Here is a 17,781-nt window from a genome sequence, read left to right as displayed (position 1 = left end):
ACTAAATTTGCACCGCAATACAACAAACTACATAACAATGATCCATTTCTTTGAAAACCAAAGCAAGACTGTTTATGCCGTACATACGCAAAACGCATTGAGCGAAGTCGAAATGTCAGCTCAAGACATTTCAAGACTCAACTGGCTTTTTGCCAATTCAAATAAAATAGAAAAATCCGTACTGACGGATTTTTTTGTTGGTCCTCGCGCCACAATGATAACCCCTTGGAGTACTAATGCTGTAGAAATCACCCAAAACATGGGAATATCCGGCATCATTAGAATCGAGGAATTTCATAAAGCGACCGCTGATTTTTCTGATTTTGACCCGATGCTTTCGCAAAAGTACACCGAGTTGAATCAAGATATTTTTACTATCAATGTACTTCCGGAAGCTATTTTGGACATCGATGATATTGCTGCTTACAACAAACAAGAAGGATTGTCTTTGAGTCCGGAAGAAGTAGCATATTTAGATAATCTAGCGCTTAAATTAGGGCGAAAACTAACAGATTCTGAGATTTTTGGTTTTTCACAAGCCAATTCAGAACACTGTCGTCACAAGATTTTCAATGGAAAATTCATCATTGACGGGGAAGAAAAAGAATCTTCTTTATTCAAATTAATCAAGAAAACATCCCAAGAAAATCCGAACGATATTGTCTCGGCTTACAAAGATAACGTTGCTTTTGTAAAAGGGCCTCGGGTACAACAATTTGCTCCAAAAAGCGCTGATAAACCTGATTTTTATGAAGTCAAAGAATTTGATTCGGTTATTTCATTAAAAGCAGAAACACATAATTTTCCAACAACGGTAGAGCCTTTCAATGGGGCTGCAACAGGTTCTGGCGGAGAAATTCGGGATCGTTTAGCAGGTGGACAAGGTTCTTTGCCAATGGCAGGAACTGCAGTTTACATGACTTCCTACTCTCGTTTAGAAGCCCCATTCGACTCCGCTCAGGGCAGTAGACCTTGGGAAAATGGTATGGCCGAAAGAAAATGGTTGTATCAAACGCCAATGGATATTTTGATCAAAGCGTCCAACGGAGCTTCTGATTTTGGGAATAAATTTGGACAACCGTTAATTACAGGTTCTATCCTGACTTTCGAACACGAACACTTCGACACGCTCAGTGTGACGGGTCGAAAATTAGGGTACGACAAAGTAATTATGCAAGCGGGCGGAATTGGGTACGGAAAATTAGATCAAGCGATTAAGAAAAAACCACAAACAGGCGATAAAATTGTTATCCTTGGTGGTGAAAATTATAGAATTGGAATGGGTGGAGCAGCAGTTTCTTCAGCAGATACCGGAGCTTTCAGTTCAGGAATTGAGTTGAACGCCATCCAACGTTCGAACCCAGAAATGCAAAAACGTGCTGCCAATGCCATTCGTGGTTTGGTAGAAAGCGATATTAATCCAATTGTTTCGATTCACGATCACGGTGCTGGCGGACATTTAAACTGTCTTTCGGAATTAGTGGAAGAAACTGGCGGATTAATTGATTTAGACAAATTGCCTGTGGGAGATCCTACCCTTTCCGCAAAAGAAATCATTGGTAACGAATCTCAGGAAAGAATGGGATTGGTTATTGCAAAGGAAAACATCGATTTATTGCAAAAAATTGCGGATCGAGAACGTTCTCCAATGTACCAAGTGGGAGACGTAACCGGAGATCACCGTTTTACTTTTCAATCAAAATCAACAGGAGCTAAACCAATGGATTTCGCTTTAGAAGACTTTTTTGGAAGTTCTCCAAAAGTGGTTATGACAGACAAAACAATTGAAAGAAATTATACTGATTTAAGTTACGACAAGAAAAACATTTCAACCTATTTAGAGCAGGTACTTCAATTGGAGGCTGTAGCTTGTAAAGACTGGTTGACCAATAAAGTAGACCGTTGTGTGGGTGGTAAAGTTGCCAAACAACAAAATGCCGGACCCTTGCAATTGCCTTTGAATAATTGTGGCGTAATGGCCTTGGATTATCAAGGAATAGAAGGAGTTGCCACTTCGATTGGGCACTCGCCTATTGCTTCATTAATTGATCCGGTGGCAGGAACAAGAACTGCCATTGCTGAATCTTTATCAAACATTGTTTGGGCACCAATAAAAGACGGATTAAAGGGAATTTCACTTTCGGCAAACTGGATGTGGGCGTGTAAAAACGAAGGCGAAGACGCCCGTTTATACGCAGCTGTTCAAGCCTGTTCAGATTTTGCAATCGAATTGGGAATCAACATTCCAACCGGAAAAGATTCTCTTTCCATGAAACAAAAATATCCAAATGAAGAAGTAATTGCGCCGGGAACGGTGATTATTTCAGCAGGTGGAAATTGTACCGATATTAGAAAAGTAGTAGAGCCTGTTTTACAAAGAGATGGCGGTTCTATTTATTACATTAATTTATCTCAAGATGATTTCAAATTAGGCGGTTCTTCGTTTGCACAAACGTTGAATACTATTGGACAAGAAGTACCCACGATTAAAGACGCTGCATTTTTCAAAAGAGCGTTCAATACCATTCAAGAATTAATTTTAGAAAACAATATTCTTGCAGGACACGATATTGGGAGTGGTGGTTTGATTACTACTTTATTGGAAATGTGTTTTGCCGATGTGAATTTGGGAGCTAAAATAGATTTCTCTCCCGAAGCTTCGGGATTCGAAGAAAAAGACATCATCAAATATCTTTTTGCTGAAAATATCGGAATTGTTTTCCAAGCAAAATCGGATGCTGAAGTAGAATCTAAATTGAATGCTAATACCGTTTCTTTCTATAAATTGGGAATCCCCTCCCCAGCCCTCCCCGAAGGAGAGGGAGCCAAACTGGAAATAATCAGTTCTTCTCCTGAAATTTTGACTTTCGACATCGCTAAATACAGAGATATTTGGTTCAAAACTTCTTTTTTATTAGACCAAAAACAATCGAAAAACGGAATGGCTCAAGCGCGTTATGATAATTATAAAAATCAAGCGTTACAGTATACTTTTCCAACACATTTTACAGGAAAAAAACCAGTTATTGACAATTCTAAACCGCGTCCTAAAGCAGCTATTATCCGTGAAAAAGGAAGTAATTCGGAACGCGAAATGGCAAATTCCATGTACCTAGCCGGTTTTGATGTAAAAGATGTTCACATGACCGATTTAATTTCAGGTCGTGAAACATTGGAAGACATTCAGTTCATTGGCGCAGTTGGTGGATTCTCGAATTCAGATGTATTGGGTTCTGCCAAAGGTTGGGCGGGAGCATTTTTATACAATGAAAAAGCAAAAACCGCTTTAGACAATTTCTTTAAGAGAGACGACACCTTGTCTGTTGGAATCTGTAATGGTTGTCAATTGTTCATGGAATTGGAAGTAATTAATCCGGAGCATGACGTACACGGAAAAATGCTGCATAACGAAAGCAACAAACACGAAAGTATTTTTACATCAGTGACTATACAGGAAAACAATTCAGTGATGCTTTCTTCATTAGCAGGAAGTACGCTTGGAGTTTGGGTTTCGCATGGCGAAGGAAAATTCAACTTGCCAATGGGGGAAGAAAATTATACTATTGTTTCTAAATATGCCTATGAAGGTTATCCTGCTAATCCAAACGGATCGGATTACAATACGGCCATGCTTTGCGACAAAACAGGACGACATTTAGTAATGATGCCACACATTGAGCGCTCTACATTTCAATGGAACTGGGCACATTATCCAAAAGATAGAGACGATGAAGTTTCGCCTTGGCATGAAGCTTTTGTCAATGCCAGAAAATGGGTTGATAAAAAATAATTTATTCTATACTTTCTTAAAGCGTTCCTGAAAAGAAGCGCTTTTTTTATGGAAAAGAATTTAAAAGCCATTTTGATGATTTGTAAGAAAATTAAATACATTTGAAAATAGACAAAGTGAAACAAAACTTCGCCAATCTACTCATATTTGGGTGTATATCCGGAGGTTCGTTTCGCTTATAGACTAGTTCGCGGTCAGGCAAGAAAACAACCTGCAAACTTAATGTAACGAAAAGTAAATTTAACTGACAGATATAGAAAAACGACAATGACTAACTTATACCTCCAACAAAATGATTTCAAATAAAAATTTAGCACGAATTGCAGGCTTTTGCTATTTAATTGTAATAGCTACAGGATTATTTTCCGAAGTTTTCGTTAGACAAGCATTAAGAGTGTCAAACGATGCTTTGACTACCGCTCATAACATTCAAACCAACGAAATGCTTTTTCGTTGGGGTTTTGTTGCTGACCTAATCAACTTTGTAGTTGGTTTACCGACCATACTGATTATTTATTTTTTATTCAAACGAACAAATAAGCTATTATTACAACTAGCAGTAGCATTTGTTATTATCCAAACTGCTATAATTGCAGTAAATCTTCTGAATCAAATTTCACCATTACTGATATTAAGCAACGATACTTACTTAAAGACATTCCAACCTGATCAACTTGCAACCCTTTCTCTACTATCACTAAATATTCAGACACAAGGCTACGCTATTGGTTTGGTGTTCTTTGGATTTTACTGTCTAATTGTAGGTTATGTAATTTATAAATCAAAATTTCTACCTAAAATATTTGGGGTACTTTATGCCTTTACGGGTTTGTGTTACTTGGTAAATAGCTTTACAATGTTCCTTTCAAAAGGCTTTGAAAATCCATTGTTTATATATCTTGCTATCCCGATTTTTATTGGAGAGTTATCGCTTTGCTTATGGTTGCTCATAAAAGGTATTGACACCTCTAAATCGAAAAATAATTCCTATTCATTGTTCTAACAAATGTAATATAAATCAATAAATCTAAGAAAATATGAAATATTTTATCATAATCTCTATGTTTAGTTTAAATTTACTTTTATGGAAATATCCACTAAACAAAATTACTAAAAGGATTTTAATATCAAAAACACACATATATTATATATTAATTTTCGCATGTTTTTTCCTACAACCATTTATCATGTCACTTGTTGCATTAAAATTGTTAAATATGGATACGAATGTATTGTCCAATATAATGATTGTTTTTGTTTTACTTTTTGTTTCTATGGTTTCATCTATTAAATACTTTAAGCATGAAAAATAACAAATCTATCAGTACTAATGCTGAAAATATCTTATTAGCTGGAATACTTGTTGGTGTATTTACTTCTGCCCTAACAATCATAACATTATTATATTGGCAAAGAGATGGGCTAGATTTACTTGAAATTTCATTTATGTCAATTTTAGCTGGTTTTTTCTTATTTATGTGTATAATTCCAATTAACATAATTATGTTAAATAAAAACATAAAAGAAGTTCTCAAAAACAAAGAAAAATCATCCAAAAGAATTTATCAGATACTTTTATCATTTTTAATTGGATTCATAATCTTTCTAATAATTGACTATGTTTATTTTCTTTTTGATAGTTCTATTCCAGCTAAATTTGCAGAAAGTTTAAGAAAAATGGCAGAAAAAAATGGCGATTCTGTTCTAGGAATGGATGATTTTGCAAATTTGCCTTTTGGTGTACAAAATGGTATTTTGACATTTATTTTTGGACTAATTGGTGCGTTTATATCACTTCCATTCATAAAAAAAGACGGAATATTATATAAATCTGAAAATAATTGGAGGTAATATATACTGCAGGCAATCGAGTAGACGGCTCCGCCAAAAACTGACGGAGTGCGCCTCTCACACCACCGTACGTACGGGTCTCGTATACGGCGGTTCGCAAAGTGATGGGTTGAGCCGCGACCGCTCGGATATCTAATTTTTCGGACAACGATAGCGATTTGCAATCCGTGCCCACAAAGAGAATGATTCAGCAAGAAATTATGCCCATTTAGAGTGCGAAATAGAAGTGGTTTTATTAGACTTATTTTTGTGGCAAATTGGAATTGGCACTGTTTGCAAAATTATTCCAACGATTCTCTGCAAACACTCGCGGTCTGGTTATAAATTCAATCGAAGATATTTTTAAGATAAAACAATGAAAAGACTAATCATTGCTTGGAGTTAATCATCGATGGAATGAACTATAGGTAATTAAACGGACAAGCCTATTTATTTTAAGTACTTACTGTTAAAAGTAGCCCTTTGTCTTGAATTTATTTAGTCCGTTAGTAGTGATTTATTTTATAAACAACTTTAATAAAATTACTGCCTATAATTGGAACACCGCTAACAGACGCCTTTCCATTTGTAATATCCATTGTATTTCCATACATAGCCTTCAAGTCGTTTCTGGGTAAGGCATTAAATAAATATTCTACAGCTATATCATCTGATAAATCCCACCTAAGCCCTAAATTCAACCCTAACGATAAATGAGAAGACTCTTGATTATACCCAATTCCTCCTCCCCAATCACCATTTCTGTTTATTAATGTAGGTTCTATACTAGGTATAAAAACAGTGTGAATAACTCTTCTAAATAAATTTACATAGAAATGGGTGTGATATCCCACTCCAATCGTATACTTAGAAAAATCTAATCTTGGAAACGTTTCATACCCTATGTTGACTTCTACATCTTTGCTAACCATTGAAAATTGCACTAAAAAGTCTTTAGCTGATTCATTATTTGTTGGTTCACTTCCCATAATTGTATTCCTAACGTCAAACGCAACCGAAAAAGCTAGATAATTATCTTGTGCAGTTAATTTAGTAACAAATAAAGCAACTACAATTGTTATTAATTTTATCATGATTCATTAGTGCTGATAAAGTTATACAATACTATATTATTACATATGACTATCAGTAACTAATACTAAGTTGTTTCTAAAGCATTAATCATGAGTCTATCCAATAGTTTGTTTCCAAAATACCGTCTGTTAAATTTGTAGCAGAACTCATCAAGATAATTATGTACATATTACTGGTTTACACAATTATGATGAATATCTAAAAGTACTTTTTTGGTATTACTGATTGTTCTATTTACACAAGGAAATATCTTTGCCGCCTTTTTCTTGTCTGGCTCTACTACAACATAATGATTTGTTATCACTTCTTTGAGTTTAGCATACCCTGGTGTAACCATCGCTTAACACAGATGCTGTTTTGTTTGCAGATTTCAAATCTTTCATAACTACCCTTTTTAGACAACCAACTTTTCTGTTTGGTTTACCCTTTTTTGGTGCAGAGATACTGGGTTTCGATTCAACTATTACCAATACCTTTCCTTGTCTTTCACTTCCACGATCTCGCTTATTAGGAGTAGATTCTTGACTGTTTTATTTTTATTTTAATTGATAACATCTTTTATGTCAATTATTTAAAACAATCTTTCATCAAATTCAACACAGCCTTTTAATTGATGTTTTTCGTCACGCATACTATCTTATGCATCATAAACCAAATGTGTTCATACAGTTTGTGACCCTACATACGTTGCATTTCTAATGCCGAAAAACTCTTTTTTGACAGCGTCATGAGTTCAATACAGATCATCCAATATTGAAAAGGCAAATTAGTATTCTCCATAACAGTACCTGAACGAAGACTGACACGACTACCGCATTTTTTACATTGAAATTTTAAATCTGTCTTACGAAAGTAATGTTCGCTGTGTTTACACTTTTTACATACAATTCCCATTTCAAGTCGTTTAGCTTTGAATCCCTTATCACATGTGGCTTAATCAGGGTATTTTTCGAAAAATTCAGGCAGGTTCTTAATTTGAATTTAATGGGTTGATGACTCAAATATAAGCTTTTTTTAGCATTTGTACAAGTAAAGGATAGTCATGTTATTTTATTTGATTATTGTTGTGGGTGAACTAATTCCCAAAAGTCGCAACTAATCTTGATATCTTTTAAAATGAAAAGATTTATTCATGTCTTTAATAAAATATAAGTCAAATCTACATTTTAATGGTTTTTAAAAATAAATTCCCTTATCCCAAATTGATTTTACTTACAACATCAGTAAATTCTACTTTTAAACATCTAGGGTTTTATACCCGATCGCTCCGATATACCACAACAGTTAGCGCAGTTTTATAAACTGTGCTCACAATATGGCTCGTGCCTTTGGGAAAATTAGAAAATCATATTATTTTTATTGTGGGGTAGTGCCATAGCCACTAACGTTCTGGGACTACAGCGGGTTTGGGACTAAATTCATTCCTATTTTCGGATTTGCCACCCGAGCGATAGCGAGCAGCCATAGCCCATAACATCAGTTCTCCTGTACAGTTTAAACCGGAATAGGGTGTTCAGTTTGCCCCGGAATACCCAGCCAAAGTTCAAATTCCTATAAAAGCTAAATTATGGGTAAGGGCAATTATGCTCAATAGTGATGGAAAGCACGAGAAAAACCAAGCTGAAACCACGCTACAAAAAAAGAGGCTCGCTTGCCTCTTATAATTCTCTCTAAAATCTTTACGCTAACTCCATAGTGTTGACGGACGTACAATCGGTTCGTTCAACACGGGTTTACCTCATTGAATTTATTTTTGTTGGTATTCGGTGATTATAATTCATTGTTCGTGCTGCGCACGCAACGAATCCCTAGCTGTTAACTGACACCTTTTATTCTTTTGTTATTCAATTTTCATTTTTTAGATAAATCTTATAATTTTCTAAATCAATTTTATATATATTTAATCTGTTTATAATATTCATTCCTAATAATGGTGTAATGTTACCATCCATAACTGCAAAATCTACATTATTTATTTTTTTACCACCAATTATAATTTTCGGCAAATTCCACAACTCAACCAAATGTTTTTTACCATCAGCAGTCACCATATATTTTTTTTCTAGAAAATTTCTATTTGAAATTACTCCGTTTTCTAAAAGGTTATTAATTATACTTTTGTTTATTAATGAAACTGATGCTCCTGTATCAAAAATAAAGTCAAAATTAGTTTCTGCAATTTTAACATCAATAATCTTTTGATGTTCTGTACCTTTTAATTCTATAATATCGTTATTCTTTTTCGGAACAACAATAGAATTTACAATCATAAAGAAAAGAGGATTAATTATGGTTGATTTTTCTTCAAGATTTTCCGCTATGTCCGAACTAACAATTCCACAATTAATAAAATGTAAATTAGTTACATCGTGAAAAATATATACGCTATTTCTCATTTTGATTTTCATTCCCATTTTTTCATTGATATCTTCATAGACAACTAAAAAGCCTGCTCTACCTGCAATGTTCATTGGTTTATAAGAAATGAATTTACCTTGAATAAAATTTTTTGCATATTCCTCTGTAAATATATCTTCTTTATATATTTTATCAATTTCTTCAAAAGTCAAATCGCCTAATTCTTCTTTTGTATATTGCATTTCGCCAGTCATAATGCTTATTGTATATTTACCGTTACCACAATCTGAAGAGAAAAGTTGAATTACATTTGGTTGTCTGCCTTCACGAGCAGTCCAGGATTTTGGTATGTCAAGCGAAATTTCTGTATTTTTAGCTTTTTTATGTCCTTTTGTATTAAAGGTGTAAGTGTAACCGTTTACAAACTCCTTGTGCGGTTGATTTTGGTATTCAAATAGCAATACATTTTCAAGCATTGGAGATGGTATTTCTCCTTTTAAGTAATTTTCGATCTTTTTTAAAAATTCTATCCTTTCAGCTTTTGAAGTAAGTATTGAACCGATTTTCCATTCAATTTCTAATGAATCTATTTTTTTTTTAGAATAAATCAGATAATTAGTTTCGTTTTTCAAATAATTAAACGCGTTATTTTTACTATTAGGAAAATTTGATGTTTTTAAAAATTTTAACTCATTAATTTTTGTTCGTAGTTCAGGTTCGTAATCATAAATGGTTTCAATTGTAGTTTCCATAGCCGTAAAAAAACCCCAAACGGATGAAGCCGAAATGTCTTTCTCCTGTTTTTTGGCTTGGCTGTATGAAATAAAGCTACTAATTATTAATATAGTACAAATGATTTTCTTCAATACGATAAATATTTTAATAAATAAATTTCCATTCATTTTTATAGAATTTTTCAACATCTTTTTTTACTATAGAATGCATAGAATCAATACTCAAATTACAAAAATCTTTGTATTTATATGAATCGTCTATGTAAGAGTTATATAATGAATCATTATAATCTAATTTTGTAGTTATGTTGAGTTCAGCTCTTTTGTTGCATTTTTCACTTATATCTGATAATTGAACTAAAATCATCATTTCTAATTTATCTTTAGAAACTCTTCTTGAATTTATAATGATAGCAATTATAACGAAGACTACTATAGCTATTTTGATTTCTTTTCTCATTTTTGATTAATTAAATTGTTTCTATGTTCATTCAAATTTATAACATTTTCGTTGTATTTTTCTTGTGCAATGTTCCAATCTTTTATACATTTTTCAGTAAAAAAAATCAGTTTTCCATTCTTATTTTGATGTTTGCAATTGTTTCTTATTGATATAAGGTTTCTCATTTCAAAAATTATACTCATTACGTTTGAATAATTAAAAATTGTGTTCATTTTAGCTACAGTTGTTTGTCTTTGAAATTTTTCAACCTCATATTCTTTAGTTTCGTCTGTTAGTTTTAATTTGTAATCTTCTAATTGTTTGCCTAAGTCTTTAAAAAGGGAATCATTTGTTTTTTCTATCCAACTATAATACTCTGTTGCGTCATCTATTTTATTTAAAACCAGTTTAGTATCTTCAAATATTATATCGTTGGAAGAAATTAAATTATTCAAAATATCCTTTCTATTATCATTTGTAAGCTTGTGCTGGAATTTATTATAAGCTTTTCTAAAATTACCATCGATAGTGCTTAAATTTTTCCTTTCAATTTCAACTTTTTCTTTTTGTTCAATATCGTTCTTTCTATTTCCTAAAAAAGCTAATGAACAAATTATTACAGAGGTAATGCCTAAAACTTTACCAAAATTTTTAAATTTCCAAAAAACGGTAATAATCCCCGATAAAATACTATTCATTAATAGAGCACCAACAATACCTCCAAGAAAAGAATAAAAATCAAAGTTTTCTTTTGAAATAAAGGCATAAATAAAAGCAATAATTAAAGCTAAAATGTAACCTTGCTTGTTTGTATAATTTTTCATTTGCAATTATTTTTCAATTATGAGATTTAGTTTAATCGTTTTGTGTAGCTCAAAGGTGTCAGTTAACTTGTATACAAGCGAAACAAACCTTCGCATATACACCCAAAATTGGGTAGATTGGCGAAGGTTTGTTTCGCTTTACTTAGTTTCAAATATACTAAAATTTTCTTACAAATCATCAAAAGGACTTTTTATTTGTTGGATGCTTTTTGAATAGTAATGGGAAAATTTAGTTACTGTTAAACCAAATCTCGCGTGAGGGATAATAGTGGAAATCCTTTTATGAAGCGCAGCGCAGTAAAAGATTATAACGGATAGCCCGACCTTTTTAGGGCACGCCCAAGTCCATGTGCTAAATGGTATGTGTGTTTTTGAATACTATTATTGTTTAATTATTTCTTAAAAAAAAAGGTTGTTTTGGTTGTCATCCCACAGCTTTCGATGCACTTTATTACTTTGCGGGATGGCAAACATTTTTTTGATGTAGGTTTCAAATTAACCTATCTTTGCCAGCCGAACAATCGGTTGAAATACGTTGCTATGTTCTGCGCTGCGGTAAATGTTTGGTAAAACAGCTTTATTGGCGAATAGCATGTGACCGAAAAAACAATAAAAATACTAGATGAAGTTTGATTTATTAAAAAAAGATCCGCTGTCCAAAGCCAGAGCGGGAAGTATTACTACTGATCACGGGGTGATTGAAACCCCAATTTTTATGCCTGTGGGTACCGTAGCTTCGGTCAAAGGAGTGCATCAACGGGAATTGAAACAAGACATTAACCCGGATATTATTCTGGGAAATACCTACCACCTATACTTGCGACCTCAAACGGAAATCCTAGAGAAAGCCGGAGGTTTGCATAAATTCATGAACTGGGACCGTAATATTTTGACGGATTCTGGTGGCTACCAAGTATATTCGCTTTCGGCCAATAGAAAAATCAAGGAGGAGGGCGTGAAGTTCAAATCGCACATTGATGGTTCCTATCACTTTTTTACGCCAGAGAATGTGATGGAAATTCAGCGTACCATTGGTGCCGATATTATCATGGCGTTTGATGAATGTACGCCGTATCCCTGTGATTACAACTATGCAAAACGCTCGATGAAAATGACACACCGCTGGCTGGATCGTTGCATCAATCATTTAGACACGCAGCCTGTAAAATACGGTTACGATCAGGCTTTTTTCCCAATTGTTCAAGGAAGCTGTTATAAGGATTTGCGTCAGCAATCAGCGGAATATATTGCAAATTCTAATCAAGTAGGAAACGCCATTGGTGGACTCTCCGTAGGGGAACCTGCCGAAGAAATGTATGCCATGACCGAAATAGTTTGCGAAATTTTACCGGAAGACAAACCGCGTTACCTGATGGGTGTGGGAACTCCGATAAATATTCTCGAAAATATTGCCCTTGGGATTGACATGTTTGACTGTGTGATGCCTACGCGAAACGCCAGAAATGGAATGTTATTTACAGCGAATGGCACCATCAATATCAAAAACAAAAAGTGGGAAGCTGATTTTTCGCCCGTTGACGAAATGGGAATCACCTTTGTAGATACAGAATATACGAAAGCGTATTTGCGTCACCTTTTTGCTGCCAATGAATACTTGGGGAAACAAATTGCCACGATACACAATCTTGGTTTTTATATGTGGTTGGTTCGGGAGGCCAGAAAACATATCTTAGCGGGCGATTTTAGACCTTGGAAAGAAATGATGGTGAAAAACATGAACCAGAGATTGTAAATTAGGTTAGGGGTATTAGGTTTTAGTAACCAAAACCCAAAACCTAAAACCTAATACCCAAAACTATGCTTACAATAATAGACAAATACATCCTAAAAAGATATTTAACCACATTTGTGGTGATGTTGTTGTTGTTTATCCCCATAGGAATTGTTGTTGATGTATCTGAGAAGATCAACAAAATGCTGGAAAACAAGGTTCCGTTTTTAGAGATTGCACTTTATTACTACAACTTTACGGTTTATTTTGCGAATTCTCTTTTTCCGATATTTTTGTTTTTATCGGTGATTTGGTTTACCTCAAAACTGGCAAATGATACGGAGATTATTGCTATTTTAAGCTCCGGAATTTCATTTACGCGTTTCTTAAGACCGTATATTATTGGTGCTTCCATAGTTTCTGTCTTTGTTTTACTAATGGGATTTTTTGTTGTTCCCGCTGCCAGCGAAGGCTTTAATAACTTTAGGTATACGTATTTAAAAGGAGGCGGAAAAGAGGCCATGCGCGGGGATAATACGGATGTGTATCGCCAAATTAGTGATGATGAATTTATCTATGTAAACAGTTTTAATACGGAGTCTAAAATAGCTTTTAATTTTTCACTGGAAAAATTTAAAAACGAAAAACTCGTTCATAAAATCACGGCCAGCAGGATCAAATGGAATCCAAAGGACAGTACCTACACCCTGTATGATTATACAAAAAGAACGGTGGGCGAACTGAATGATAAAATTGAAAAACTACCCCAGAAAGAGGCTGTTTTCACATTCGATTTAGAGGATTTAACTCCAGTGGTGTATATTGCAGAAACCCTGAATTTAGGAAAATTGAATGCCTTTATTGCCAAAGAAAAAGAACGCGGTTCCTCTAATATCAACATCTATTTAGTGGTTTTGTACAAAAAATACAGTGTCCCGATATCCGCATTTATCCTGACCATCATTGCAGTTGCAGTCTCATCGATGAAACGAAGAGGCGGAATGGGAACGAATCTGGCCATAGGAATTGCGCTGGCTTTTGCCTTTGTATTCTTTGATAAAATCTTTGGTGTTCTTGCAGAAAAATCCAGTTTCCCTCCCCTATTAGCGGTTTGGTTGCCCAATATTGCTTTTGGAATTTTAGCCATCTACCTATTACGAAATGCAAAACGATAATTTAAAAAGTTACTTAAACCTCCATTTGATTGTTTTTATTTGGGGTTTTACCGCCATTTTAGGCGCTCTAATCACTATAACGGCAGATGCCTTGGTGTGGTACCGCATGTTTTTTGCCGGTATCTTTTTAGCTCTTTTTCTGGTGTATAAGAAAAAATCGTTTCGGATTCCGCTAAAATCATTTTTTAAATTGATTTTTGTCGGATTATTGATTGCTTTGCATTGGATTTTATTTTTCAAAGCGATCCACGTTTCTAATGTGTCTATTACGTTATCCGTTTTTTCATTGGGTGCTTTTTTTGCATCACTGCTGGAGCCACTTTTTTATGGTCGAAAAGTACTGTGGTACGAAGTCTTTTTTGGTCTGATCATAATTGCAGGGCTGGGACTGATTATGAAGGTCGAAATCAATTACCTGGACGGAATGTTATACGCCTTAGCATCCATTATATTAGGTGTTTTATTTACGCTGATGAACGGAAAACTCATTGCGGATCACGATCCTTCGGTTATCTCGTTTTATGAATTCCTGGCGGGTGTTGGTTTCATATCGATTTACTTTGTGTTCGAACAAAAATTCACGGCCGATTTCTTTGTATTAACGGCTAATAATTGGATCCTGATATTGATTCTGGCATCCGTTTGTACCGCCTACGCCTTTACTGCTTCAGTAAAAATAATGCAAAAACTAACGCCATATACCGTAATGCTGACTACGAATTTAGAACCGGTTTACGGCATTGTTTTGGCCTATTTTATCCTTGGCGGAAAAGAGAAAATGAGTTTTGAATTTTACATTGGTGCACTAATAATTGTAATCACCGTAATCCTAAACGGGGTGATTAAACACTATCAAAAAAATAAAATTAAAAAAGAATCTCCCGCTTTAGAGAAGCAAACTTTTACACATAAATAGAATATTTACCTTTTCGAACGATTTAAAATTTTATATTTGCGGTTCGAAATAAAAACAAAAACGCAAAAATCCTATGGAATATTTAGATTTTGAGCTTCCAATAAAAGAACTAGAAGAACAGTTAGATAAATGTCTTATTATTGGTCAGGAATCAGATGTTGATGTAACGAATACTTGCAAACAAATCAACAAAAAACTAGAAGAGACCAAAAGAAAAATCTATAAAAATTTGACTGCCTGGCAACGTGTCCAATTATCCAGACATCCAAGCCGCCCGTATACAATGGACCACGTGCGTGCCTTGTGTGGCGATACGTTTCTGGAACTTTTTGGCGACAGAGGTTTTAAAGATGATAAAGCCATGATTGGTGGTTTAGGAAAAATTGACGGGCAATCCTTTATGATTGTGGGTCAGCAAAAAGGATTCAACACTAAGACACGACAGTTCCGTAATTTTGGAATGGCCAATCCGGAAGGATATAGAAAAGCGTTGCGATTGATGAAGATGGCAGAGAAATTTGGGATTCCTGTTTTGACGTTGATCGACACTCCAGGGGCTTACCCGGGATTAGAAGCCGAGGAACGCGGACAAGGAGAAGCCATTGCCAGAAACATATTTGAAATGATTGGTCTTAAAGTGCCAATTATTACTGTTATCGTAGGAGAAGGTGCCTCTGGTGGCGCATTAGGAATAGGAGTTGGTGACAAGGTATACATGATGGAAAATACCTGGTATTCCGTCATTTCTCCAGAATCATGTTCTTCTATTTTATGGAAAAGCTGGGAATATAAAGAACAAGCTGCCGAAGCACTGAAGCTGACTTCAGCTGACATGAAAAAACAAAAATTAGTAGATGATATTATTCCTGAACCACTAGGCGGTGCACATTATGACAGAGCAACTGCTTTCAAAACGGTAGAGCAATATATTATGAAAGGTTTCAACGAATTGAAAGACTTATCAACAGCAGAATTAGTGGCTCAAAGAATGGATAAATACTGCAAAATGGGAGAATATAAAGAGTAAAATCTTACGAATTACTATTTAATCCGAAGCCTTGCCGTTTCGGATTTTTTTTTGGTTATAAACAAAAAATAGTTAGTTATGAACAATTATTTGTAACAACTCAACGACTATGTTTTTTTAATTTTAGTTACTTTCGCTTCATGGAAAACTTCAGAAATATTAATCCTGTCAAGGTTGATAAAACGACTATTATAAGCCTTGAAAAAGGAAAATTACAACCACAGGTGCTCGATTTAGAAGAGGCTGTGCTTGGTGCCATGATGATTGACAAAAAAGGGGTTGATGATGTTATTGACATTTTACAACCTGATGCTTTTTATAAAGAAGCACACAAACATATTTTTGAGGCTATTGTTCAATTGTTTACAGAAACACAGCCTATTGATTTATTAACCGTTTCTGCCCAACTGAAGAAAAATGCAAAATTAGATTTAGCAGGCGGTGATTTTTACTTAATTCAGCTTACGCAAAAGATATCCTCTTCGGCACACATTGAATTTCACTCCAGAATCATTCTTCAAAAGTTTATTCAACGCAGTTTGATTCGGATTTCTACTGAAATCATTGAAGACTCTTACGATGAATCAGCGGATGTTTTTGATTTATTAGACAGAGCTGAATCTAAATTATATGAAATAACACAAGGAAACATCAAACGAAGTTCAGAGACAGCTCAAAGTTTAGTGCTACAGGCAAAAAAACGAATTGAAGAAATTGCCGGTCAAGAAGGATTGAGCGGTGTTGCCACTGGTTTTGATAAGTTAGATAAGATTACTTCCGGTTGGCAGCCCAGCGATTTAATTATTATTGCGGCACGACCTGCAATGGGAAAAACTGCATTTGTATTATCCATGGCCAGAAATATGGCTATTGATTACGGAATACCAGTGGCCTTATTTTCTCTGGAGATGGCATCAGTACAGTTAATTACCCGGTTAATTTCCTCTGAAACAGGTTTGTCATCAGAGAAATTGCGTACTGGAAAACTAGAAAAACACGAATGGGAACAGTTGAGTACCAAAGTTAAAAACTTAGAAAAAGCACCTCTCTTTATTGATGATACGCCTTCCTTATCGATTTTTGATTTACGGGCTAAAGCCAGGCGATTGGTTTCGCAACATGGGATCCGAATTATCATTGTGGATTACTTGCAATTGATGACGGCTGGCGGAAACGGAAAAGGAGGCGGAAACAGAGAGCAGGAAATTTCTAGCATTTCCCGAAACTTGAAAGCATTAGCCAAGGAATTGAACGTTCCTGTTATTGCACTTTCTCAATTATCTCGAGCGGTAGAAACCCGTGGATCCAGCAAGAGACCGTTATTGTCTGATTTACGGGAATCAGGAGCGATTGAGCAAGATGCGGATATTGTGTCTTTTTTATACCGTCCTGAATACTACAAAATAGACGAATGGGATGATGAAGAAGCCTCACCAACAGCCGGTCAGGCAGAAATAATGATTGCCAAACACCGTAATGGTAGTATAGAAAACGTTCGGTTGAAGTTTATTGGACATCTGGGAAAATTTGATAACCTGGAAGATTACAGTGGCGGATATGATGACTTACCATCCAGTATGAATCAGGATGACAACCCTTTCATTACTAAAAACCTGCCCTCTGCCAATGATGCTTTTGGAAGCAATTTGAATGATCCAGATGATGACAGCGATGTTCCTTTTTAGCAAACAAGCCTCATCAGCATGCGCACTACCCGTTTTTCTTTACAAAAAAAAGCAAGCATAATAAATACAGTTTATAAAAATAGAAAGCCCGCTATTTAGACTGCACCCAAAAGTTTAGACAAATTTATAATTAATTTTGATAATAATGAGCTCGATATTTTATCGGGCTCATT

At 34.9% G+C, this 17,781-nt stretch carries 12 protein-coding genes and 1 pseudogene; 8 read left to right on the top strand and 5 right to left on the bottom strand.

The features are described from left to right. The first annotated feature begins 37 nt into the window (after window positions 1-37). The 3 genes from purL to EKM05_RS05830 all read left to right on the top strand — a co-directional run bounded on the left by purL (window position 38) and on the right by EKM05_RS05830 (window position 5,641). Window positions 38-3,790 (top strand): phosphoribosylformylglycinamidine synthase, encoded by a 3,753-nt coding sequence (gene purL / locus EKM05_RS05840; protein WP_126554103.1) that lies wholly within the window; start codon window positions 38-40, stop codon window positions 3,788-3,790. Between the two features lie 292 nt (window positions 3,791-4,082). Beyond that, entirely contained in the window at window positions 4,083-4,793 is a 711-nt protein-coding gene (locus EKM05_RS05835) for a DUF4386 domain-containing protein (protein ID WP_126554101.1), read from the top strand. 299 nt (window positions 4,794-5,092) lie between these two features. Beyond that, complete coding sequence (locus EKM05_RS05830; RefSeq protein WP_126554099.1) at window positions 5,093-5,641, top strand: hypothetical protein; 549 nt, start codon at window positions 5,093-5,095, stop codon at window positions 5,639-5,641. A 485-nt stretch (window positions 5,642-6,126) separates the two neighbouring features. Here the strand turns inward: EKM05_RS05830 and EKM05_RS05825 are convergent, their stop codons facing one another. The 5 genes and pseudogenes from EKM05_RS05825 to EKM05_RS05805 all read right to left on the bottom strand — a co-directional run bounded on the left by EKM05_RS05825 (window position 6,127) and on the right by EKM05_RS05805 (window position 11,073). Then, window positions 6,127-6,714, bottom strand: a complete 588-nt coding sequence (locus tag EKM05_RS05825) for a hypothetical protein (protein ID WP_126460856.1) — start codon at window positions 6,712-6,714, stop codon at window positions 6,127-6,129. 65 nt (window positions 6,715-6,779) lie between these two features. After that, window positions 6,780-7,696 (bottom strand): annotated as a pseudogene (locus EKM05_RS05820) (IS1595 family transposase). Window positions 7,697-8,559: 863 nt separating this feature from the next. Then, the gene (locus tag EKM05_RS05815) at window positions 8,560-9,975 is read right to left on the bottom strand and encodes a retropepsin-like aspartic protease (protein ID WP_158615137.1); all 1,416 of its coding nucleotides are present in this window, start codon (window positions 9,973-9,975) and stop codon (window positions 8,560-8,562) included. Beyond that, window positions 9,953-10,267 carry a hypothetical protein gene (locus EKM05_RS05810; protein ID WP_126554095.1) on the bottom strand — a complete coding sequence of 105 codons (315 nt, stop codon included), beginning with the start codon at window positions 10,265-10,267 and terminating at the stop codon, window positions 9,953-9,955. The genes EKM05_RS05815 and EKM05_RS05810 overlap by 23 nt, the downstream gene beginning before the upstream one ends. Continuing rightward, window positions 10,264-11,073 (bottom strand): hypothetical protein, encoded by an 810-nt coding sequence (locus EKM05_RS05805; protein ID WP_126554093.1) that lies wholly within the window; start codon window positions 11,071-11,073, stop codon window positions 10,264-10,266. The genes EKM05_RS05810 and EKM05_RS05805 overlap by 4 nt, the downstream gene beginning before the upstream one ends. A 622-nt stretch (window positions 11,074-11,695) precedes the next feature. Between EKM05_RS05805 and tgt the strand changes: the two genes are divergently transcribed. The 5 genes from tgt (at window position 11,696) to dnaB (ending at window position 17,608) form a co-directional block, all read left to right on the top strand. Continuing rightward, on the top strand, window positions 11,696-12,826 hold the full coding sequence (gene tgt / locus EKM05_RS05800; protein ID WP_126460838.1) for a tRNA guanosine(34) transglycosylase Tgt: 1,131 nt from the start codon (window positions 11,696-11,698) through the stop codon (window positions 12,824-12,826). A 65-nt stretch (window positions 12,827-12,891) separates the two neighbouring features. Then, entirely contained in the window at window positions 12,892-13,980 is a 1,089-nt protein-coding gene (locus EKM05_RS05795) for an LptF/LptG family permease (RefSeq protein WP_126554091.1), read from the top strand. Further along, entirely contained in the window at window positions 13,967-14,896 is a 930-nt protein-coding gene (locus EKM05_RS05790) for a DMT family transporter (protein ID WP_126460832.1), read from the top strand. Before EKM05_RS05795 ends, EKM05_RS05790 begins: the two co-directional genes overlap by 14 nt. Window positions 14,897-14,969: 73 nt before the next feature. Continuing rightward, window positions 14,970-15,923, top strand: coding sequence for an acetyl-CoA carboxylase carboxyltransferase subunit alpha (locus tag EKM05_RS05785; RefSeq protein WP_126455741.1), 954 nt, complete (start codon window positions 14,970-14,972; stop codon window positions 15,921-15,923). A 140-nt stretch (window positions 15,924-16,063) separates the two neighbouring features. Continuing rightward, window positions 16,064-17,608: a replicative DNA helicase gene (gene dnaB, locus EKM05_RS05780; protein ID WP_126460829.1), complete on the top strand. Its 1,545-nt coding sequence runs from the start codon at window positions 16,064-16,066 to the stop codon at window positions 17,606-17,608. The last annotated feature ends 173 nt before the right edge of the window (window positions 17,609-17,781 follow it).

Origin of the sequence: Flavobacterium sp. GSP27, from assembly GCF_003970395.1 — a bacterium.
GTDB lineage: Bacteria > Bacteroidota > Bacteroidia > Flavobacteriales > Flavobacteriaceae > Flavobacterium.
The sequence above is the reverse complement of the archived record's forward strand: the minus strand, read 5'-3'. Positions and strand labels throughout refer to the sequence as shown.